General features: G+C 44.7%; 22 protein-coding genes and 1 other annotated feature. Of the genes, 12 read left to right on the forward strand and 10 right to left on the reverse strand.

Annotated features, from left to right (window positions below; translation table 11 throughout):
- The first annotated feature begins 226 nt into the window (after positions 1-226).
- Both sacX and sacY read left to right on the forward strand, forming a co-directional pair.
- On the forward strand, positions 227-1,606 hold the full coding sequence (gene sacX / locus NYE20_RS20915) for a SacY negative regulator SacX (RefSeq protein ID WP_003243800.1): 1,380 nt from the start codon (positions 227-229) through the stop codon (positions 1,604-1,606).
- A gap of 53 nt (positions 1,607-1,659) precedes the next feature.
- Positions 1,660-2,502, forward strand: coding sequence for a transcription antiterminator SacY (gene sacY, locus NYE20_RS20920; protein ID WP_003244589.1), 843 nt, complete (start codon positions 1,660-1,662; stop codon positions 2,500-2,502).
- Positions 2,503-2,552: 50 nt separating this feature from the next.
- Here sacY and NYE20_RS20925 read toward each other — a convergent pair whose 3' ends face one another.
- Together NYE20_RS20925 and NYE20_RS20930 are read right to left on the reverse strand one after the other, a co-directional pair.
- Positions 2,553-3,413 carry a glycosyltransferase family 8 protein gene (locus NYE20_RS20925; protein ID WP_161621130.1) on the reverse strand — a complete coding sequence of 287 codons (861 nt, stop codon included), beginning with the start codon at positions 3,411-3,413 and terminating at the stop codon, positions 2,553-2,555.
- A gap of 109 nt (positions 3,414-3,522) precedes the next feature.
- Entirely contained in the window at positions 3,523-4,236 is a 714-nt protein-coding gene (locus NYE20_RS20930) for a TIGR02206 family membrane protein (protein ID WP_161621129.1), read from the reverse strand.
- Positions 4,237-4,385: 149 nt separating this feature from the next.
- Here NYE20_RS20930 and ywaE point away from each other — a divergent pair, with 149 nt between their 5' ends.
- The 3 genes from ywaE to ywaD all read left to right on the forward strand — a co-directional run bounded on the left by ywaE (position 4,386) and on the right by ywaD (position 7,916).
- Positions 4,386-4,901 (forward strand): tyrZ transcriptional regulator YwaE, encoded by a 516-nt coding sequence (gene ywaE, locus NYE20_RS20935; RefSeq protein WP_161621128.1) that lies wholly within the window; start codon positions 4,386-4,388, stop codon positions 4,899-4,901.
- Positions 4,896-5,110, forward strand: a binding site (T-box leader). Its footprint overlaps the gene before it by 6 nt.
- Before the next feature lie 41 nt (positions 5,111-5,151).
- Positions 5,152-6,393: a tyrosine--tRNA ligase gene (gene tyrS, locus NYE20_RS20940; RefSeq protein WP_161621127.1), complete on the forward strand. Its 1,242-nt coding sequence runs from the start codon at positions 5,152-5,154 to the stop codon at positions 6,391-6,393.
- Positions 6,394-6,548: 155 nt separating this feature from the next.
- Positions 6,549-7,916 (forward strand): aminopeptidase YwaD, encoded by a 1,368-nt coding sequence (gene ywaD / locus NYE20_RS20945; RefSeq protein WP_161621126.1) that lies wholly within the window; start codon positions 6,549-6,551, stop codon positions 7,914-7,916.
- 47 nt (positions 7,917-7,963) lie between these two features.
- On the opposite strand, the gene NYE20_RS20950 is transcribed toward ywaD, so the two are convergent.
- The 6 genes from NYE20_RS20950 to NYE20_RS20975 form a co-directional block, all read right to left on the reverse strand.
- Positions 7,964-8,803 (reverse strand): helix-turn-helix transcriptional regulator, encoded by an 840-nt coding sequence (locus NYE20_RS20950; RefSeq protein WP_161621125.1) that lies wholly within the window; start codon positions 8,801-8,803, stop codon positions 7,964-7,966.
- Between the two features lie 67 nt (positions 8,804-8,870).
- Positions 8,871-9,254 (reverse strand): carboxymuconolactone decarboxylase family protein, encoded by a 384-nt coding sequence (locus NYE20_RS20955; RefSeq protein ID WP_064671787.1) that lies wholly within the window; start codon positions 9,252-9,254, stop codon positions 8,871-8,873.
- 6 nt (positions 9,255-9,260) lie between these two features.
- Complete coding sequence (locus NYE20_RS20960; RefSeq protein WP_017697251.1) at positions 9,261-10,454, reverse strand: MFS transporter; 1,194 nt, start codon at positions 10,452-10,454, stop codon at positions 9,261-9,263.
- A 129-nt stretch (positions 10,455-10,583) separates the two neighbouring features.
- On the reverse strand, positions 10,584-11,216 hold the full coding sequence (gene ywaC / locus NYE20_RS20965; protein WP_003244564.1) for a GTP pyrophosphokinase YwaC: 633 nt from the start codon (positions 11,214-11,216) through the stop codon (positions 10,584-10,586).
- A 141-nt stretch (positions 11,217-11,357) separates the two neighbouring features.
- Positions 11,358-12,293, reverse strand: coding sequence for a 1,4-dihydroxy-2-naphthoate polyprenyltransferase (locus tag NYE20_RS20970; protein ID WP_009968370.1), 936 nt, complete (start codon positions 12,291-12,293; stop codon positions 11,358-11,360).
- Positions 12,294-12,455: 162 nt separating this feature from the next.
- A complete protein-coding gene (locus NYE20_RS20975) occupies positions 12,456-12,590 on the reverse strand; it encodes a hypothetical protein (RefSeq protein ID WP_021480955.1) in 135 nt (44 codons plus the stop codon).
- Positions 12,591-12,739: 149 nt separating this feature from the next.
- Between NYE20_RS20975 and NYE20_RS20980 the strand changes: the two genes are divergently transcribed.
- The 7 genes from NYE20_RS20980 (at position 12,740) to NYE20_RS21010 (ending at position 19,114) form a co-directional block, all read left to right on the forward strand.
- The gene (locus NYE20_RS20980) at positions 12,740-12,889 is read left to right on the forward strand and encodes a teichoic acid D-Ala incorporation-associated protein DltX (RefSeq protein ID WP_003227330.1); all 150 of its coding nucleotides are present in this window, start codon (positions 12,740-12,742) and stop codon (positions 12,887-12,889) included.
- Between the two features lie 17 nt (positions 12,890-12,906).
- The gene (gene dltA, locus NYE20_RS20985; RefSeq protein ID WP_015250915.1) at positions 12,907-14,418 is read left to right on the forward strand and encodes a D-alanine--poly(phosphoribitol) ligase subunit DltA; all 1,512 of its coding nucleotides are present in this window, start codon (positions 12,907-12,909) and stop codon (positions 14,416-14,418) included.
- A complete protein-coding gene (gene dltB, locus NYE20_RS20990) occupies positions 14,415-15,602 on the forward strand; it encodes a D-alanyl-lipoteichoic acid biosynthesis protein DltB (RefSeq protein ID WP_003227327.1) in 1,188 nt (395 codons plus the stop codon). Before dltA ends, dltB begins: the two co-directional genes overlap by 4 nt.
- 16 nt (positions 15,603-15,618) lie before the next feature.
- Positions 15,619-15,855: a D-alanine--poly(phosphoribitol) ligase subunit DltC gene (gene dltC / locus NYE20_RS20995; RefSeq protein ID WP_003227325.1), complete on the forward strand. Its 237-nt coding sequence runs from the start codon at positions 15,619-15,621 to the stop codon at positions 15,853-15,855.
- A complete protein-coding gene (gene dltD / locus NYE20_RS21000; RefSeq protein WP_003227323.1) occupies positions 15,855-17,033 on the forward strand; it encodes a D-alanyl-lipoteichoic acid biosynthesis protein DltD in 1,179 nt (392 codons plus the stop codon). The genes dltC and dltD overlap by 1 nt, the downstream gene beginning before the upstream one ends.
- 90 nt (positions 17,034-17,123) lie before the next feature.
- Positions 17,124-17,882: an SDR family oxidoreductase gene (locus NYE20_RS21005; protein WP_003242574.1), complete on the forward strand. Its 759-nt coding sequence runs from the start codon at positions 17,124-17,126 to the stop codon at positions 17,880-17,882.
- A 140-nt stretch (positions 17,883-18,022) separates the two neighbouring features.
- The gene (locus NYE20_RS21010) at positions 18,023-19,114 is read left to right on the forward strand and encodes a branched-chain amino acid aminotransferase (protein WP_003244231.1); all 1,092 of its coding nucleotides are present in this window, start codon (positions 18,023-18,025) and stop codon (positions 19,112-19,114) included.
- A gap of 33 nt (positions 19,115-19,147) precedes the next feature.
- On the opposite strand, the gene licH is transcribed toward NYE20_RS21010, so the two are convergent.
- Both licH and licA read right to left on the reverse strand, forming a co-directional pair.
- On the reverse strand, positions 19,148-20,476 hold the full coding sequence (gene licH / locus NYE20_RS21015) for a 6-phospho-beta-glucosidase LicH (protein ID WP_003244285.1): 1,329 nt from the start codon (positions 20,474-20,476) through the stop codon (positions 19,148-19,150).
- Positions 20,473-20,805, reverse strand: coding sequence for a PTS lichenan transporter subunit IIA (licA, locus tag NYE20_RS21020; protein WP_014478379.1), 333 nt, complete (start codon positions 20,803-20,805; stop codon positions 20,473-20,475). The genes licH and licA overlap by 4 nt, the downstream gene beginning before the upstream one ends.

Here is a 20,805-nt window from a genome sequence, read left to right on the forward strand (position 1 = left end):
TGCAAAGGGAGTATTAGTGCCTAAAAAGCAGGGCATTTTAACTCTTCTTTTCGTGTTGGACTCATAACGGCGCCTTGGACAACCCCTATTTTCATGCTCCGTCGTCGACGCGGGCATTTTTGTCATTTTCAGCCGGTATTTCTCACTTTTTTCATTTTGATTGTCAACTTTTCATTTGATACGATGAACAAGCCGACTTTTCTTCAGCAAAGGAGGTTTTGATTGCTTGCATAAAGAGATTGCAAAAGAATTACTGCTGCTCGCAGGAGGAAAAAACAATATTATCAGCATCAGCCATTGTACGACCCGTCTTCGTTTTGATGTAAAGGACGAGACGAAAATTGATATACATGCCATTGAGAACCTGCAAGGTGTGCAGGGCACCTTTTTCCGCTATGGGCTTTTCCAGATTATCTTCGGAGCAGGCGTCGTCAACAAAATATATAAAGAAGTCGTTCATGTATGGGAGACCGCGCCTTCTGAAGAGCCTGTCCACCAGAAAAAAGCCAGCCGGAAGCTGAACCCTGCCGCAGCTTTTGCGAAAACACTGTCCGATATTTTTGTGCCGATTATTCCGGCAATAACAGCAAGCGGCCTGCTCATGGGGCTGATCGGCATGATTAAAGTGTTTCACTGGTTCGCTGCCGGCAGCCCATGGATTAAAATGCTCGACCTCGTGTCCAGCACAGCCTTTATTTTACTGCCGATTTTAGTCGGCTTCAGTGCTGCACGGCAATTTGGCAGCAACCCATACCTAGGGGCAGTGATTGCAGGGCTTTTGACGCATCCTGATCTGCTGGACCCGTCTATGCTCGGCAGCAAAACCCCGTCTTCTTTAGACATATGGGGGCTTCATATCCCAATGATGGGCTATCAGGGTTCCATGATACCGATTCTTCTTTCCGTTTTTGTCATGAGCAAAATTGAGAAGCTATTAAAATCGATTGTGCCGAAGTCGCTTGATGTCGTGATCATTCCCTTTATTACGGTCATGGTGACAGGATGCCTCGCACTGATTGTGATGAATCCCGCCGCGTCCATCATCGGCCAGATCATGACACAATCTATAGTCTATATTTATGATCACGCCGGCATTGCCGCCGGAGCTCTTTTCGGCGGCATCTACTCCACCATCGTCCTATCTGGATTGCATCATAGCTTTTATGCAATTGAGGCAACTCTGCTTGCTAATCCGCATGTCGGTGTCAACTTTTTAGTGCCGATATGGTCGATGGCGAATGTGGCCCAAGGCGGAGCGGGGCTTGCGGTATTCCTCAAAACGAAACAATCAAGCCTGAAAAAAATTGCGCTCCCCGCTTCTCTGACCGCGTTTTTAGGCATTGTTGAGCCGATTGTATTCGGGGTAAATCTCAAATTGATCCGTCCCTTTATCGGAGCAGCCATCGGCGGTGCTATTGGCGGAGCATACGTGGTTGCGGTACAAGTTGTGGCAAATTCCTACGGGCTGACAGGCATTCCGATGATTTCAATTGTGCTGCCGTTTGGCGCCGCGAATTTTGTTCATTATATGATCGGTTTCTTGATCGCAGCCGTCTCTGCTTTTATAGCTACATTGTTTCTCGGGTTTAAAGAAGAGACAGAATAACTGGATTTATTCGTTTTCATTCATAAAACGGGGGATGAAAGGACAAAAAAGCTATGAAAATTAAAAGAATCTTAAATCATAATGCTATCGTCGTAAAGGATCAAAATGAAGAGAAGATTCTCTTGGGTGCAGGAATTGCGTTTAACAAAAAGAAGAATGATATTGTCGATCCGTCAAAAATAGAAAAAACCTTTATCAGAAAAGATACACCTGACTATAAGCAGTTCGAAGAGATTTTAGAAACATTGCCTGAAGACCACATTCAGATTTCTGAGCAAATTATCTCTCATGCCGAAAAAGAGCTGAACATCAAAATCAACGAGCGCATTCATGTCGCTTTTTCAGACCATCTTTCTTTTGCGATTGAACGCCTGAGCAATGGGATGGTTATCAAAAATCCGCTGCTGAATGAAATCAAAGTCCTTTATCCAAAGGAGTTCCAGATCGGCTTATGGGCCAGAGCACTGATTAAAGATAAACTGGGGATTCACATTCCTGATGATGAAATCGGCAATATCGCCATGCATATCCACACAGCAAGAAACAATGCCGGCGATATGACACAAACGCTTGATATTACAACAATGATCCGTGATATTATCGAGATTATCGAAATTCAATTGTCTATTAATATCGTTGAAGATACCATCTCTTATGAACGGCTTGTGACCCATCTCCGCTTTGCCATTCAGCATATCAAAGCAGGCGAATCCATTTACGAGCTGGACGCAGAAATGATTGACATCATTAAAGAGAAGTTTAAGGATGCCTTCCTGTGTGCCCTAAGCATCGGCACCTTTGTGAAGAAGGAATACGGCTTTGAGTTTCCTGAAAAAGAATTGTGCTACATCGCCATGCATATTCAGCGGTTCTACCAACGGTCAGTCGCACGCTGAGACAAACCAAAAACGCTTTTGATCATCTCAAAAGCGTTTTTTTATCTGATTTATTGGTTGATCGCCGGATTCCCAATCGTATTCCACTTCGTATAGGACATGTAATGGAAATACTCATCGCGATACGGATGTTTTGTATTGGAGTTCCAAGGCTTTTCTCCGCCGCAGAAGTGCACGATTGCCGGGTTTTCTCTTGTTTCATTATATTGCTTCCGCCCTAACAAAGTCGGTGGGGTTTTCAGCTTTAACATGATATAGGTTTGAGCGTTCCAGCGCGGATGAAGTTCATACCACTGATCATACAAGATCGCATTCAGTGCATCTTGGTCATGCAGCACAAGAAAGTCTTCGTCTGGGTGTTCATTGATAAAGTTGATGACTTTTTCTGTGATGTTTTGCTTTCTCCAAGACTCAAAATCAATAATCATGATACCTGAGTTAAAATACTTCCCTGTATCAGTGACGTTCATTTCTTTCAGGCGTTCATGCTGCCCCGCATCCTCAACAGCGGCTACGGTGTATGGCGCAATGTCTAAATCCCATAACTTAGAAATATCCTCTACGACAAGCGCATCACAATCGATGTAAATCATTCGTTTGATGCTTTCATCCTTAATTAAGTCGGGAATCGAAATGCGGTAATACGCGGCTTTTGTAATATGGCTGCTCTCTACCGCATGTTCATACATGTTGGTATCCACTTCTAAAAACTCAATCGGCACTCCGAATTTCAAAGTGGTTTCTTCCAGTCTTTTTTTGTTATCAGGCTTAATTCCGCCATCAATGACGTATAATTTTACCTCTCTCTCCTGATCCATGTTAGTCAATAAAGAAACGAACATCCCACCTAAATGACGAGCATAATTATCATCTGCGCATGATACGATATGCATGATTTCATCTTTCCTCAATGGTATTCATCTCCCTTTTTGTTGTACAAGTTACATACCCTTTTTCAAAAAAATAAACACGTTCTCCGACATTTTTTTAAACAGAATGTGTGATACAACAAAAAAGGTGTCATTTTTTGAAGATGCGATAAAGCCAATAAAGAATGAAAAAGCTGGCGATCGTGATGGCTTCAGCCGAGACGATATACCAAGGCCATGGCCCGAGAACATCTAAGAGAGAGGATTCGCCCGGTTTTTTCGTCAAATACATATAATTCGCGCCAAGCCAGCGATCAATCAGAAAAATACAGACGCCGTACACATTAACAAGCAGGACTGTCACCCATAACGAGCGCTGGCCCATTCTGTAGGTGCCAATCACAGCCATCAGCAGACAGGATAAAAACACAGACCCGTGAGAAATAAAAAAGAGGATATATCGGATATGCGGAAATGAAAACATACCGAGGTCAGGAGTGGCAAGAGCCTGAATCGAACTGCCGATGCCGACAAAAAACAAAAACACAAACAGCTTTCTGCTTTTTGTCACTAACATAATAGCTGACAAATACACCGACAGGTCACTAAGCTGGAGAGGCAATGAAGTGCGCACCGACCACCTGTCCGTGGCGACCATCCATATTTGATAGCCGATTTGCGAACCAAGCAAAAGAAACACAAACAGAGAACGCAAAAACCGGCTGGCCCTCGGCTGCTTGACCTCATCTTGGAACAAAAACAACAGAATGGCCAAAAGGGCGATAATCGCTAACGTCACTACATGCTCTGTCGAAAACAGATGAAACGGATCATGCTTATAGACGGATTGAACATATTTTTGCAAAACTGCACCCCCGTTTTCGGGTTTTTGTTTATTTTGGCGTTGTTTGGGCTTTTTTTATTCAACGATATATGGGCTTGAAGTTCACACCAGACTCTGTTAAAATTCGTTTCACAGCTAATGATTCTGATAATTTAAGGCAGGCCTAAAAAATGGAACGTTCACATCAACATCAGCAGCTTCGGAAGGAAGAACACGATACACTTTCTAAGCTCAAACAAATGCCCGTCGAGTCACTCAACCTGGAAGCCATTTCGATCGCTACGAATCTGTATCGGTCTGCACAAAGGCTCCGTGTCAAAATGGAGACTGAGGTTCTTTCTTCCTATAACCTTTCTTGGACCGCTTTCTCCATTCTTTATGATCTATGGGTATGGGGAGCGCTCGAAACGAGAAAAATCGCTGAGCTGTCAGGGATATCTACAGCTACAGCAAGCAACGTGATCAAAACGCTCGAAAAAAAGAGTTTTTGCCGTAAAAGCATCGACACAAGAGATCGGCGACTCGTGGTTGTCTCTATCACCGATTCCGGCAAACAAGCGATCGAAGAACTCTACCCGGAGTTTCACAAAGGGGAAACAGAGCTCATTGCGGGAATGACGAAGGACGAACAGAAAATATTGACAGGGCTGCTTAGAAAGGTAGCTGACAATCTTCATACAACATAAGCTTTGACGGGAATCCAGTAGCGGTTTGTCTCCCTGTTTCAGAGAGCCGGCGGAAGGTGCGAGCCGGCACACAGCAAACGTGAATTACCTCCCCGAGCTTTCTTTGTGAACCTTATAAGTAGCAAAGAACGGGAAACCGTTATTCGAATGAGCGGAAGACGATGTCTTCAACCAGGGTGGTACCGCGTGCATTGAGCCACGTCCCTTATCGGGATGGGCTCTTTTTTGTGTTTATAAAAAAGGAGGAAGAATGATGCAAACATTTGAGCAGCTCACAGCAGCACAGCAAAAAGAGGTAGAAAGACAGCTACAGCTATACATGACAGGCGCCCACGAAGTCATACCGCCGGAGGAATTAAAGGCAAAGCTCGTGAAATCAATTTCCACGGGCACGCCGCTTAAAATTAAGCTCGGATTAGATCCGTCTGCACCGGATGTACATTTGGGCCATACGGTTGTGTTAAATAAGCTTCGCCAATTTCAAGAAAACGGCCACATTGTCCAGCTGTTAATTGGGGATTTTACAGGAAAAATTGGTGATCCGACCGGAAAATCGGCAGCCAGAAAGCAACTGACTGATGAAGAAGTTCAGCACAATGCCAAAACCTACTTTGAGCAATTCGGAAAAGTGCTTGATCCAGAAAAAGTCGAGCTTCACTATAACTCAAAATGGCTGAAAACATTGAATCTGGAAGATGTCATTGAATTAGCAGGGAAAATAACGGTAGCCCGCCTGATGGAGCGCGACGACTTTGAAGAACGCATCGCCATGCAAAAACCAATCTCACTGCATGAATTCTTTTACCCATTGATGCAGGGATATGATTCTGTCGTTCTCGAAAGTGATATTGAATTAGGCGGAACGGATCAGCATTTCAATGTCCTCATGGGACGGCATTTCCAAGAACGATACAACAAAGAAAAACAAGTCGTCATCCTTATGCCGCTCTTGGAAGGCTTGGATGGCGTCGAGAAAATGTCGAAGTCGAAACACAACTACATTGGCATTAACGAACATCCAAACGACATGTACGGAAAAACGATGTCACTGCCCGACAGCCTGATGAAAAAGTACATCCACTTGGCGACAGACTTAGAGCTTGAAGAGAAAAAACAGCTCGTAAAAGACTTAGAAACCGGCGCCGTTCATCCGCGTGATGCCAAAATGCTTTTAGCCAAAACAATCGTCCGAATGTATCACGGAGAGAAAGCAGCAGAAGCTGCCGAACACTCGTTTAAAACAGTCTTTCAGGAAAACAGCCTGCCGGAAGATATACCAGCCGTAAACTGGAAAGGCGAAAAAACGATAGCGATGATTGATCTGCTCGTCAAGCTAAAACTCCTTTCTTCGAAGAGCGAGGCGCGCCGCATGATTCAAAACGGCGGTGTACGCATCGACGGAGAGAAAATAACAGATATTCACGCCAAAGCAGAGATAAGAGAGAATATGATCATCCAAGTCGGCAAACGCAAGTTTTTAAAGCTCCAATAGTTTGATATTCCGAAACGCTTATGACCCTTCATTCATAAGCGTTTTTTTGCAGGTATAAAGCACTGTCTTTTCAAAAACGCTCTCCATCTTGCAGGAAACTCCTTTAGCATCCCGAAATATTCCCCAACCATACATTTAGGGGAGGTTTATTTTTGATGAAAAAGCTTTTGACTGTCATGACGATGGCTGTTTTAACTGCCGGCACACTGCTCTTGCCGGCACAGAGTGTCACCCCTGCCGCGCACGCTTTACAAATATCAAATAGCGAGCGCGAGCTTCCATTCAAAGCAAAGCATGCGTACTCTACCATTTCTCAGCTAAGTGAAGCAATCGGCCCCAGAATAGCCGGAACTGCAGCTGAAAAAAAGAGTGCCCTATTGATCGCCTCATCCTTGAGAAAATTAAAGCTTGATGTGAAGGTTCAACGATTCAACATTCCTGACCGGCTTGAGGGTACACTGTCTTCAGCAGGACGCGATATTCTTCTCCAAGCGGCGTCGGGCTCAGCTCCGACTGAGGAACAAGGGCTGACGGCCCCGCTTTACAATGCGGGATTGGGCTATCAAAAGGACTTTACCGCTGACGTCAAGGGCAAAATCGCCTTGATTTCCAGAGGAGACCTGACTTATTACGAGAAAGCCAAAAATGCCGAAGCCGCCGGAGCGAAAGCTGTCATCATTTATAACAACAAAGAAAGCCTCGTGCCTATGACGCCAAACCTGTCGGGAAATAAAGTCGGCATTCCGGTCGTCGGCATTAAGAAAGAAGACGGCGAAGCACTTACCCAGCAAAAAGAAGCCACCTTAAAACTAAAAGCATTCACAAACCAAACCTCTCAGAACATCATCGGAATTAAAAAACCAAAGAACATCAAACATCCAGACATTGTGTACGTGACGGCCCATTACGACAGTGTTCCTTTTTCGCCCGGAGCAAATGACAACGGCTCAGGAACCTCTGTTATGCTGGAGATGGCGCGTGTCTTAAAAAGCGTTCCATCTGATAAAGAAATCCGCTTTATCGCTTTCGGCGCCGAAGAGCTCGGCCTGCTCGGCTCCTCTCACTATGTAGATCATCTATCGGAAAAAGAGCTGAAACGAAGCGAAGTGAACTTCAACTTAGATATGGTAGGCACAAGCTGGGAAAAAGCGTCTGAGCTGTATGTCAACACATTGGACGGCCAATCTAACTATGTTTGGGAATCCAGCCATACGGCTGCTGAAAAAATTGGGTTTGACAGCCTGTCTCTGACACAGGGAGGATCATCTGATCATGTGCCATTCCACGAAGCCGGCATTGATTCCGCCAACTTTATTTGGGGAGACCCGGAAACAGAAGAAGTTGAGCCGTGGTATCATACCCCTGAAGACTCGATCGATCATATCAGCAAAGAACGCCTCCAGCAAGCAGGCGATCTTGTGACAGCCGCAGTCTATGAGGCTGTGAAAAAAGAGAAGAAACCGAAAACCATTAAGAAACAAATGAAGGCCAAAGCATCTGACATTTTTGAAGATATCAAATAAAAAAAGACGGCACTTGGGTGCCGTCTTTTTTTATAATGATCAGCTGTTTAGCCGTCTATAAGTAAAGCTTTCAGTTTATCAACTGTATTTTCTTTTTCTAACGGGCGATAAATGGTCAGTTTCAAATCAGGAGAGTCATATATTTGTAATGTCATATGCTCCATCACCATTTTTCCGGCTGCCGGGTGATGAAGTACTTTTTCTCCTGCGTGTGTGCCTAATACTTCGTGGTGGTTCCACCACTTTTTAAATTCCGGGCTTCTTTCAGTTAACTCATCGATCAGCTCTTTTATCCATGCTTCCCCAAGAAACCGGCTGGCTGTCGATCGAAACTGTGCGATAAGTTTTTTGGCGTGGCTTTCCCAGTCGTCAAGCAGATCCCGATACTCCTTCGAGGTGAAACATCGCCATATGGCGTTCCTTTCCTTACTGCCCATTTGGCCAAAATTGCCGAACACAGCACAAGCTGCTGTGTTACAAGCAATAACGTCCCACTTTTCGTCAGTCACATAAACAGGGCAATTGGTTAAATGATCAATAAAGTGCCGCACAGCCAGAGGAAGGCTCTTATTATCTTCATCCTGATCATCTAAAGGAACATGATGGCCAGCCAACAGAAAGACATGACGCTTTTCCTCATAATTCAATTTGAGCACTCTCGATATGCTTTCCAGAACCTGTGTCGATACCCGAATATCCCTTCCCTGCTCCAGCCATGTGTACCATGTGACACCTATACCGGACAGCTGGGCTAATTCCTCTCTTCTCAAGCCTGTTGTTTTCCTTCTGGTGCCCATAGGCAATCCAAACTCTTGCGGAGAAAGCTGTGCCCTTTTCAGTTTTAAAAACTCCCCTAGCTCTTTCCGTTTTTCTGCCATACTGTCCACATACACACTCTCCTTCTGCATAGAATTTCCTATTAGTATTCTACATAAAAAGGAGAAGGTTTTTATATTATTTGTTTCGTTCTGCAAATACTTCCGCGGCCACAGGAAGAATGGTATTGAGTGCATTCGGGAAACCTGAGTAAATAATCATCTGCATCATGACTTCTATGAGTTCTTCTTGTGTCCATCCGACATTCAGGGCTCCGTTAATATAGAATTTCAGCTGCTGGGTATTGCCCAATGCAGTCAATCCAGCAACGGTTGCTAATAATCTGGATTTCAGATCAAGACCTGGTCTTGAAAAAATCTGACCGTAGTTAAACTCCACGGCAAGCACACCAAGGTCCGGAGCGATGGAATGTTTAAAATTGTCCACGATCGCTTCATAGTTCTTCTCATCAATTTGTTTCAGAATATCTAACCCTTTTTTATAACGTTCACTTGTTCGCACCAGCTTCTATCTCCCTTCCAATATCGTTTTTTTAGTAGTACGATTTATGGTAATCCTTGAACTGAAGGCAATACCGACCATGATCATCCCCAGAATACAAACACCGTTCCAATGAAACAGCATCCAGACTGCACCTCCTGCATACGATCCCAAGGCGCCGCCTAAAAACGTGCTGACCATAAAGAGGCCATTCAATCTGCTTCTCATTTCAGCCGACAATTGGAAAATCTCCGCCTGACACGCCACCTGATTCGCCTGAATGCCCATGGTGATGAATAAAGCGCCCAATACAATCACAATCAATGAAGTCTGGCCTGCCATTAATAAAACAAATGACAATAAGGTAAAAGACATACAAAGCTTGTTGGAAAAAGCAGCTCCTTTTTGATCAATAATCCGGCCGATCAGCGGAGTTGCAAAAGCCCCGCCAATTCCCACCAAACCGATTGTTCCGGCAGTCTGGCTGCCAAACGAGAATGGAGGTTCACTCACCATAAACACTAACGTCGTCCAAAATAAACTGAAGGCGCCGAACATGAAGCCTTGGTTTACACATGCTTTTCTTAACACTTTCTCCTTGATCAAAAGCGGAAATAATGAAGAAATGAGTTTTCCGTAATGAAATGCATGTGTCCCTTTGCTTTTCGGAAAGCAGAAGTGAATAATCAACATAATGATGACGGCTGCTGCACAGGCAATCCAATACATCACGCGCCAGCCATAATGGGCATCTATCGCCCCGCTGACCACTCTCGCCCCTAAAATTCCGCAAACCAAGCCGATGGCTACGTTTCCGAGTACTTTTCCTCTGTTCCTGTCATTTGCTAAACCTGCCGCAAACGGCACAAGGATTTGAGGAATAATCGTGAAGAATCCCAATAATAAATTTGTGATGACTAGCCATGGAAAGCTTACAGCTAACGCTGAAGCGGCCGAACAAACCCCCACTAAGAATAGCAGGCTCACAATTAAGCGGCGGCGTTCAAAAAGATCTCCCAATGGAACAAGCAGAAGGTTCCCCGCCGCATAGCCAATCTGCGCCAATGTAGCAATCATCCCAGCCTGTGCCGGCGTCACATGAAACGTGCCTGCCATGCTGACAAGCAATGTTTGATTGATATAGACATTGGCTACCGTAAACCCGCTAGTCACCGCGATAAGAAAAATCAAACCTCTCGATAATGAAATGGAATGGTTCATGTTTACCTCCTTTCTTCATGCATGATAAAGCAGGTTCAATCATGGAAACAGAAGTGAGTTTATACTGGTATAAAAAGTACTAGCAAGCAAAGCAAAAAAGCGAAACCCTGTCAGGCTTCGCTTTTGTTATCAATCCACTTCTTTCTTAATCCCCAGCATTTTCTCATCTAGGTAATGGGCAATCTCCGCGGCTTCTTTCAGCTCATCTGTTAATTGCTTAGGAACGTCATTGTTCAATTTATAATAAATTTTATGTTCAAGGCTCGCCCAGAAATCCATCGCGATTGTCCGGATTTGAATTTCTGCTTTGACGTATTCCACACGGTTCGTTAAATTCACAGGCATCTCAATGATTAAATGCAGGCTTCGATAGCCATTCGGTTTGGGTGTCTGGATATAATCCTTTACCTTTACGATTCTCAAATCTTCATGCTGCTTCAACACATTCACGACATTATAAATGTCAGAAATAAAGGAACAGATGATGCGCACGCCGGCAATGTCGTGAATATGCTCCTTCATTTCCTTCGTCGTAATCTCACAGCCCTTTCTCATTAACTTATTCACGATGCTTTCAAAGCTTTTGACACGGGATTTTGTATGTTCAATCGGGTTGTGTCCGTGAATGAGGTTATATTCCTGGCTGATAATTGAGAACTTTGTATCGAGCGCATCTAGCGCAAATTTATAAACTAATAATTCATTTTTCCAATCTTCCATTACTGTTTTTAAATCGTCCATATGTGTTACAGATAAATCCATGTTCGTCATCTCCTTTAACGGAACTTTATCCGCTGTCCATGTACTAGACGTCCCTGTCTGCTGCAAGGTTCTATGAATTTTTTTACAAAATGCGGTCGATTGTAACAAAAAAAGACCGCACGAAACGAGCGGTCTTTTTTATTATCGGAAATAGCTGATCAATAATCCGATCGAGAGCAGGAATCCGAAAAATGTATTTGTTTGGGCTGTTGATTTCATTGCGACAATCATATTCATCGGCATTTCGTTCTGGACGAAGCCCTTCACTGCCTGAACCGGCTTAGGCACGCTCAAAAAGACGACAAACAGCCATGGGCTTGCGGCACCGGTAATAACCAAGCCGACAACCCAGATATAAGCGACGGCAAACGACGCAGCTAACAGAGTAACAGCTCCCTTATGCCCCATCAAAATCGCCAATGTTTTGCGTCCGCCTTTTTTGTCCTCTTCAATATCACGAATGTTGTTCGACAGGTTAATCGCGCCGACAAGAATCGCAATCGGGATGGAAATCAAAATGCTCTGCATATTGATCTTATCTGTCTGAATGAAAAACGAAATCAGCACAAACACCGAACCCATGCAAATGCCTGAGAATAATTCACCGAACGGCGTGTACGCAATCGGGAGCGGCCCGCCTGTATACAGGTAGCCGATCGCCATGCCGACAAGGCCGATCAGCGCAAGCCACCAGCTGCTGCTCGCACAAATATAGACACCGAGCAAAATGGCAATCCCGTATGAGGCCAGAGCTAATTGCAAAATCGTTTTAGGCTTCATTCCGTGGCGTACAATGGCCCCTCCGATTCCGACTGATTCTGCTGTATCTAACCCGCGTTTAAAATCATAGTATTCATTAAATAAGTTCGTCGCGATCTGGATCCATAGGCAAGAAAACAGCATAGCCAAAAACAGCAGCAGATCAACCTTCACATAAAACATCGCCAAAACGGTTCCGAGCAGCACAGGCACAAACGATGCGGTTAACGTATGAGGACGGGTTAACTGCCAAAGGATCTGCCCCATGCTTTCTTTTTGCGGCGCTGTCTGACCCTCACCCTTATTTGTTTGGTTCATCTTCCTCTTCCTTTCTATTAAAAGGCTTACTTTTTTTCAGCCGGCAGCTTAATAAAAAACTCCTTTTGCTTCCTTATCTATCATAATGACTTCTCCCTTATTTCACAAGATACCGCAAGAAGGCGTTTTCTTTCTTATTATACGCTTCTCGCCCTGATTTCATTAGGTTTCTGCTTTCACTTGAACGAACAGGTACAGAAAAATTTTTTTAAGTACATTACACTTTTTAAAAGTTAAAAAGATCTTTTGACTCCAGCTATCTTTTCCTTTATTATGAATCAGCTCGAAACATTCCATTCTTGCCCTTGCAGGTATAAAGATTCATTTTCAAAAACATACGCCGATATATTAATTTGAGGGAGATTAGGGAAAAAATGAAACTTTTTGAGCATCTGATCGTCAAATAATCATGTGATTGTCGAAAAAACGGGAAGGGAATTTTTGATATGCTGCAATTAATGAAACAGCTGTATGAAAAACCCGCTGTCAAGTGGACATGTCATACAGGCTTTTATTTGATGATACTGCTTGTTTTGTTTTTTATGTATGGTTTTCACACCGCGAATACCGGTTCATATATTTATAACGATTTCTAATTGGAGAGAGAATAACTATGAAACTTTTACATGCTATTCAAACACATGCGGAAACTTATCCGCAAACCGATGCCTTCCGCTCTCAAGGCCAGTCGCTCACGTATCAGGAATTATGGGAGCAGTCTGACCGCGCGGCTGCCGCGATCCAAAAACGCATTTCTGGGGAAAAGAAATCTCCTATCCTTGTGTACGGCCACATGGAGCCGCACATGATCGTTTCCTTCTTGGGAAGTGTCAAAGCGGGACATCCTTATATTCCGGTTGACCTGTCTATTCCGTCCGAACGGATTGCGAAAATTATCGAAAGCTCTGGAGCAGAATTGCTGATCCATGCAGCAGGACTCTCAATTGATGCAGTCGGCCAGCAGATTCAGACAGTTTCTGCGGAAGAACTGCTGGAAAACGAAGGCGGCTCTGTCAGCCAAGATCAATGGGTCAAAGAACACGAAACGTTTTATATCATTTACACTTCCGGAAGCACAGGAAATCCGAAAGGCGTGCAGATTTCCGCTGCGAATCTTCAAAGCTTCACAGACTGGATTTGTGCAGACTTTCCAGTCAGCGGAGGAAAAATATTTTTAAACCAAGCGCCGTTCTCATTTGATTTGTCTGTCATGGACCTATATCCGTGCCTTCAATCAGGCGGGACATTACATTGCGTGACAAAGGATGCTGTGAACAAGCCGAAAGTCTTATTTGAAGAGCTGAAGAAGTCCGGGCTGAATGTGTGGACATCAACACCTTCCTTTGTGCAAATGTGCCTGATGGATCCGGGTTTTTCACAGGATCTGCTGCCTCATGCGGACACATTTATGTTTTGCGGAGAGGTTCTTCCGGTTTCTGTGGCAAAAGCGCTGCTTGAGCGTTTTCCGAAAGCAAAGATTTTTAATACTTACGGCCCGACTGAAGCGACAGTGGCTGTCACATCGGTTGAAATTACGGACGACGTCATCAGCCGCAGCGAATCGCTTCCAGTGGGCTTCGCCAAACCAGATATGAACATTTTCATTATGGATGAAGAGGGACAACCGCTTCCTGATGGAGAAAAAGGAGAAATCGTCATTGCAGGGCCGAGTGTAAGCCGAGGCTACCTTGGTGAGCCAGAGCTGACGGAAAAAGCGTTTTTCTCTCATGAAGGCCAGTGGGCATACCGAACTGGCGATGCCGGCTTTATTCAAGACGGTCAGATTTTCTGCCAAGGACGTTTGGATTTTCAGATTAAACTTCACGGCTATCGAATGGAGCTGGAGGAAATCGAGTTCCATGTCAGACAGTCACAGTACGTTCGCTCTGCTGTCGTGATTCCTTATCAGCCAAACGGAACAGTTGAGTACCTGATCGCTGCTATTGTGCCTGAGGAGCATGAGTTCGAGAAGGAATTCCAGCTGACAAGCGCTATTAAAAAAGAGCTTGCCGCTTCTCTTCCGGCATATATGATCCCGAGAAAATTTATCTATCAGGATCACATTCAAATGACGGCTAACGGCAAAATTGACCGAAAACGCATTGGCGAAGAGGTTCTTGTATGACGCCTTACAGCTCGTTTTTATTCTTTATACTGCTTGGCATTCTTCTTCTGCCGACGATCATTCTCGGCTTAAACGGAAAAAGATTTCAAGCATACAACATGTTCATATCTATCATTATATTGGCTTTAATTTTTTCGCACGACTTACACGGGGTCATCGCGCTGTGCCTGTTTACAATATGGCAGGTGCTCCTGATCAGCGGCTATCTGGCATACCGGCAGAAAGCGAACAGCGGCTTTGTCTTTTGCGGAGCTGTTATCGCGTCTATTCTGCCTTTATTTCTGTCAAAAATATGGCCGTTTCTGTCACACCCGCAGCCGCATCATCCGCCGCATAACCTGATCAGCTTTTTAGGGATTTCATATTTAACCTTTAAAGGCGTTCAGCTGATTATGGAAGCAAGAGACGGACTGCTGAAAGAACAGCTGCCATTGCACCGCCTGCTGTATTTCATCCTGTTTTTCCCGACGATTTCCTCCGGCCCGATCGACAGATACCGCCGGTTCGTCAAGGATGAACAGAAGGCTTGGACGAAAGAAGAATACGCCGACCTGCTGTATACGGGAATCCATAAAATCTTCATCGGTTTCCTGTATAAATTTATTATCGGCTACGCGATCAATACGTACTTCATCATGAATCTTCCCGCAATCACGCACAATAAGATTCTTGGGAACCTGCTGTACATGTACGGCTACAGCATGTATTTATTCTTTGATTTCGCCGGCTACACGATGTTTGCCGTCGGGGTCAGCTACATTATGGGCATTAAATCACCAGAAAACTTTAATAAACCGTTTATCAGTAAAAATATTAAAGATTTCTGGAATCGCTGGCATATGTCTCTGTCATTTTGGTTCAGAGATTATGTGTTTATGAGATTCGTATTTTGGATGACTAAGAAAAAGTGGATCAAAAACCGTATGGCCGTCTCAAACATCGGGTATTTCCTGCTGTTTATGCTGATGGGGGTTTGGCACGGGCTCGCGCCGCAATATATCATTTACGGCCTCTATCACGCCGTTCTGATGACGTGTTACAACTTTTTCGAGAAGTGGAATAAGAAATATAAATGGCTGCCGTCCAACCGCTGGACAACCATTCTCGCGATTGTGATCACATTCCATTTCGTTTGCTTCGGGTTTTATATTTTCTCAGGAAAACCATTTCATCACCACCATTAAAGGAGATTAGAAAGCTATGGATTTTAAACAAGAGGTATTAGACGTTTTAGCAGAGGTTTGCCAGGATGACATCGTAAAGGAAAATCCTGATATTGAAATTTTTGAAGAAGGTTTGCTTGATTCTTTTGGAACAGTAGAATTGCTGCTTGCGATTGAAAACCGTTTTGATATTTTAGTGCCGATCACTGAATTTGACCGGGACGTTTGGAATACACCTAACAACATTGTAAATCAGCTGTCTGAGTTGAAATAATGAAAAAGCGTTTTTTCGGTCCAATTATTTTGGCGTTTATTCTATTCGCAGGCGCCATCGCAATTCCATCTTCATGGCTGACAGGCTTCATCACCGATAAGCGTGTGAAAGAGTCAGCAACAGCCTTGAATCCGAGTATGTTTCAAGGGCTATATTTACAAGATCAGATGCTCAAAGATCCGACATATCTTCCGATTTACGGGTCTTCTGAGCTTTCTCGGCTGGACGAGTTCCACCCATCTAATTATTTTCAGGTAAACAATGAGGGATTCACGCCATACCTTGTCGGCAAAGGCGGATCCCAGTCATTGATTCATTCTTTAAACTTCGCTGCCCATATGGATCAGCTGAAGGGCAAAAAAATCGTATTCATCGTGTCTCCGCAATGGTTTATTAAGCGCGGGTCTGATGAACAGCATTTCGCGCCGAACTATTCTGCGCTGCAAGGGCTTGATTTGGCATTTAACGATCAGATCGATCCTGAAATTAAAAAGAAAATGATGAAACGCATGCTGCGCTTTAAGGCTGTGCAAAACGATGCCATTCTTTCTGAGCTGTACAAAGCAATGGTAAACGGCCAGACGTGGAAAGTGAACGCGCTGAAGCCGGCGGCCAAAGTGTATTACAGCATGCTGGAAAAGAAAGATCTGTATTATTCAACGACAGAATCATCCGGGCCAAAGCGCTATATCTCGCAGTCAGTAAAGGATAAGTCATGGTCTGAATTGAATAAACTAGCGGATCAATCAGGCAAACGCCACTCCGGTTCTAACGATTTTCACATCGACAACCCTGTCTATAAAAAGCTGAAGCCGAAAGTGCCTAAGCTGAAAGGGAAAAACAAAGGAAGATCGTATGCGGTGTCACCGGAATATGGCGACTTTGAAATGATGCTCGATATCCTGAAGGATGCGGGCGCAGAGCCTATGTTTGTCACCATTCCTGTTAACGGGAAATGGTATGATTACACGGGCTTCCCGAAAAAAGGACGCACTGACTATTACAAAAAGGTAAATAAACAAATCAGAGCGAAGGGCTTCCAGGTTGCTGATTTCTCAGGACATGAATATGACCCGTATTTCATGAAAGACACCATTCACATCGGCTGGAAAGGCTGGGTGTATGTCGATAAAGCAATTGACGAATTTTATAAAACCGGAAAAGTCACTTCATCCTGAGCATCTCATAGGACGCGGCTGCATATTTCCTGCTAAGATTTGAAATAGTAAAGGAATCACAGCCAACTTAATTAAGAGGTGTTACATCCAATGAAGATGACAAATAATACGGTTTTAATCACAGGGGGTTCTGCTGGCATCGGGCTTGAACTGGCCAAGCGCCTGCTGGAGCTCGGCAATGAAGTTATCATTTGCGGACGCAGCGAAGCACGTCTTGCAGAAGCGAAGCAGCAGCTCCCAAACATCCATACAAAGCAATGTGATGTTGCAGACCGTTCGCAGCGGGAAGCATTGTATGAATGGGCTTTAAAGGAATATCCGAACTTGAATGTTCTCGTCAACAACGCCGGCATTCAAAAGGAAATTGACTTTAAAAAAGGGACAGAGGAGCTTTTTGTGGACGGTGATGAAATTGAACTTAATTTCCAAGCGCCTGTCCATTTATCCGCCCTTTTCACACCTCATTTGATGAAGCAGCCCGAGGCGGCAATCGTTCAGGTCACATCCGGGCTTGCGTTTAACCCGTTAGCTGTTTATCCGGTGTACTGCGCAACAAAAGCGGCACTTCACTCGTTCTCGCTTACGCTCAGACACCAGCTCCGCGACACGAGCGTGGAAGTGATTGAAATGGCACCGCCTATGGTGGACACGGGCTTAAACCAAAAATCACGCGATAAACAAGGCCTGACGTACCGGGGCATTTCATCTGAAGAATATGTTCAATATTTCTTGGACGGCTTGAAGGAAGGCAAACAGGAGATTACAAATGAACGTGTTGAAGGTCTTCGGGATGCCACTCGCGCCGATTATGACAGGTTATTCGAGCAAATGAACACGCAGGAGAATTAATTTCTCCTGCTTTTTTCATATGAATTTCTTACAAATTTGAGCAAACCTATTGCGATTATTTGTTGAAGGTATACAATAGAATATAATTATTTTCAAATAAGTTTGATAATATAAACAATTTAACAGCAGGGAGATTGACCATGACTAAACAAACGATTCGCGTTGAATTGACATCAACAAAAAAACCGAAACCAGACCCAAATCAGCTTTCGTTCGGAAGAGTGTTTACAGACCACATGTTTGTAATGGACTATGCGGCAGATAAAGGTTGGTACGATCCAAGAATCATTCCTTATCAGCCCTTATCAATGGATCCGGCCGCAATGGTCTATCACTACGGCCAAACCGTGTTTGAAGGGTTAAAGGCTTACGTGTCAGAGGATGACCATGTTCTGCTTTTCAGACCGGAAAAAAATATGGAACGCCTGAATCAATCAAACGACCGCCTCTGCATCCCGCAAATTGATGAAGAACAGGTTCTTGAAGGCTTAAAGCAGCTAGTCGCAATTGATAAAGACTGGATTCCAAATGCGGAGGGCACGTCCCTTTACATCCGTCCGTTCATCATCGCAACCGAGCCTTTCCTTGGTGTTGCGGCATCTCATACGTATAAGCTCTTGATCATTCTTTCTCCGGTCGGCTCTTATTACAAAGAAGGCATTAAGCCGGTCAAAATCGCTGTTGAAAGTGAATTTGTCCGTGCGGTAAAAGGCGGAACAGGAAATGCCAAAACCGCAGGGAACTACGCTTCAAGCTTAAAAGCGCAGCAGGTCGCCGAAGAGAAAGGATTTTCCCAAGTGCTTTGGCTGGACGGCATTGAGAAGAAATACATCGAAGAAGTTGGAAGCATGAACATCTTCTTCAAAATCAACGGTGAAATCGTAACGCCGATGCTGAACGGAAGCATCCTGGAAGGCATTACGCGCAATTCAGTCATCGCCTTGCTTAAGCATTGGGGCCTTCAAGTTTCAGAACGGAAAATTGCGATCGATGAGGTCATCCAAGCCCATAAAGACGGCATCCTGGAAGAAGCCTTCGGAACAGGTACAGCAGCTGTTATTTCCCCAGTCGGCGAGCTGATCTGGCAGGATGAAACACTTTCGATCAACAACGGTGAAACAGGAGAAATCGCAAAAAAACTATATGACACGATTACAGGCATTCAAAAAGGCGCTGTCGCAGACGAATTCGGATGGACGACCGAAGTTGCAGCGCTGACTGAAAGCAAGTAAGAAAAAAGCCGGCCCATTACAGGCCGGCTTTTTTTACGCTTCAATTTTGTTGAAAAACTGCGGCAGATACGCTTTGTGCGCCTCCAGCATTTCGTCTAAAATCTGTTTGGCCACAGTATCGGACGGGACAAGCGGGTTAATCGTCATGGCAAGGAGTGCAGTTTGATAGTCACCTGTAACTGCCGCTTCTGCCGCGACACGTTCAAAGGATTTGATTTGCTGGACAAGGCCGCGGACAGACACCGGCAAGTCACCGACAGCAATTGGCTTAGGGCCGGTTTTCGTCATCACACAGTTCACTTCAACTGCGGAATCGTCTGGAATGCTCGCTATCGCACCATTATTGATCGTGTTTACCGGCTGAATGTCATGTTTATCATTATAAATGGAGCTGATTAAGTTACATGCTGCATCACTGTAGTAAGCCCCGCCCCGTTTTTCCAGCTGCGGCGGTTTGATCGCAAGGTTCGGATCTTTATAAAGCTCGAACAGCTCTTTTTCGACCTTCTGTACGACTTCAGCGCGGGTGCCCTCCGTTTGTGATGCTTCCAGTTCGTGCTCCAGCATCTCTTTTGTTTTGAAATAGTAACGGTGATAGCCGCAAGGGATCACATTGAGCGCTTTTAAGAAATCTGGTTCCCATTCGGCGCCTGATATATTTTTCATCGTCATCGCGTTTTTCGGGTCACCCATCGCCTCGATGACTTGCTCTTTCACACTTACGCCGTCCAAGAAAACATCCAGCCCGAATACCATATGGTTCAGTCCGGCAAATTGGACTTCTACGCGGTCCACATCTACATCAAGCGCTTTGGCTACGCCCATTTTGATGCCGATTGGAACATTGCAAAGACCGACGACTTTCTTCAGGTTGGAGTAGCGAAGCAAGGCTTCTGTTACCATGCCGGCAGGGTTTGTGAAGTTAACAAGCCAAGCGTTCGGGCAAAGCTCTTCTATGTCCTTTGCGATCTCAAGGATGACCGGAATTGTGCGCAATCCTTTAAACAGGCCTCCCGGGCCGTTTGTTTCCTGGCCTATTACACCGTATTTTAGCGGAATGCGCTCATCCTTTGCTCTTGCCTGCAAAAGTCCGACGCGGAATTGGGTCGTAACAAAGTCTGCGTCTTTCAGCGCTTTTCTCCGGTCGAGCGTAAGATGAATGTCAATCGGGACGCCAGCTTTTTCAACCATCCGTTTGGCGAGTGTGCCGACAATATTCAGCTTTTCTTCGCCCTCAGGGATATCGACGAGCCATAATTCGCGCACAGGCAGCTCATCATACCGTTTAATGAACCCCTCCACTAGCTCGGGCGTATAGCTTGAACCTCCGCCAATCGTTACAATCTTCAATCCTTTTGTCATATGCTTGCTCCCCTTTGCTCGGTGATTTTTTCATATAACTCAATGATCTCTGCAGCCATATCCTTCACTGTCATTGCATTCATTAAATGATCCTGTGCATGAACCATCAGAAGCGTCATTTCCGTCTTTTCTCCGCTCGCTTCATTTTGGATCAGCTCTGTCTGATAATGATGGGCTTTTGACAATTCTTCAGCAGCGTCTTGAAGCTTTTTCCGCGCTTCTTCTGCGTCACCGCTTTTCGCAGCGGCAATGGCCTCCATTGCGGAGCTCCTACCGTTTCCTCCGTGAAGGATGATTTGAAAAATGATTTGTTCCATTTCCTCATTCAC

Origin of the sequence: Bacillus sp. FSL R5-0416, from assembly GCF_037975425.1 — a bacterium.
Lineage (GTDB): Bacteria > Bacillota > Bacilli > Bacillales > Bacillaceae > Bacillus > Bacillus subtilis.

Excerpts from the sequence above, each read along its gene's own strand:
- ywaC (WP_003244564.1), bottom strand. The coding sequence starts at position 11,216 with ATGGATTTATCTGTAACACATATGGACGATTTAAAAACAGTAATGGAA.
- dltA (WP_015250915.1), top strand. The coding sequence starts at position 12,907 with ATGAAACTTTTACATGCTATTCAAACACATGCGGAAACTTATCCGCAA.
- NYE20_RS20975 (WP_021480955.1), bottom strand. The coding sequence starts at position 12,590 with ATGGAATGTTTCGAGCTGATTCATAATAAAGGAAAAGATAGCTGGAGT.
- licH (WP_003244285.1), bottom strand. The coding sequence starts at position 20,476 with ATGACAAAAGGATTGAAGATTGTAACGATTGGCGGAGGTTCAAGCTAT.
- ywaE (WP_161621128.1), top strand. The coding sequence starts at position 4,386 with ATGGAACGTTCACATCAACATCAGCAGCTTCGGAAGGAAGAACACGAT.
- sacY (WP_003244589.1), top strand. The coding sequence starts at position 1,660 with ATGAAAATTAAAAGAATCTTAAATCATAATGCTATCGTCGTAAAGGAT.
- tyrS (WP_161621127.1), top strand. The coding sequence starts at position 5,152 with ATGATGCAAACATTTGAGCAGCTCACAGCAGCACAGCAAAAAGAGGTA.
- NYE20_RS20960 (WP_017697251.1), bottom strand. The coding sequence starts at position 10,454 with ATGAACCATTCCATTTCATTATCGAGAGGTTTGATTTTTCTTATCGCG.
- NYE20_RS21010 (WP_003244231.1), top strand. The coding sequence starts at position 18,023 with ATGACTAAACAAACGATTCGCGTTGAATTGACATCAACAAAAAAACCG.
- NYE20_RS20980 (WP_003227330.1), top strand. The coding sequence starts at position 12,740 with ATGCTGCAATTAATGAAACAGCTGTATGAAAAACCCGCTGTCAAGTGG.
- dltB (WP_003227327.1), top strand. The coding sequence starts at position 14,415 with ATGACGCCTTACAGCTCGTTTTTATTCTTTATACTGCTTGGCATTCTT.
- NYE20_RS21005 (WP_003242574.1), top strand. The coding sequence starts at position 17,124 with ATGAAGATGACAAATAATACGGTTTTAATCACAGGGGGTTCTGCTGGC.
- dltC (WP_003227325.1), top strand. The coding sequence starts at position 15,619 with ATGGATTTTAAACAAGAGGTATTAGACGTTTTAGCAGAGGTTTGCCAG.
- dltD (WP_003227323.1), top strand. The coding sequence starts at position 15,855 with ATGAAAAAGCGTTTTTTCGGTCCAATTATTTTGGCGTTTATTCTATTC.
- ywaD (WP_161621126.1), top strand. The coding sequence starts at position 6,549 with ATGAAAAAGCTTTTGACTGTCATGACGATGGCTGTTTTAACTGCCGGC.
- NYE20_RS20970 (WP_009968370.1), bottom strand. The coding sequence starts at position 12,293 with ATGAACCAAACAAATAAGGGTGAGGGTCAGACAGCGCCGCAAAAAGAA.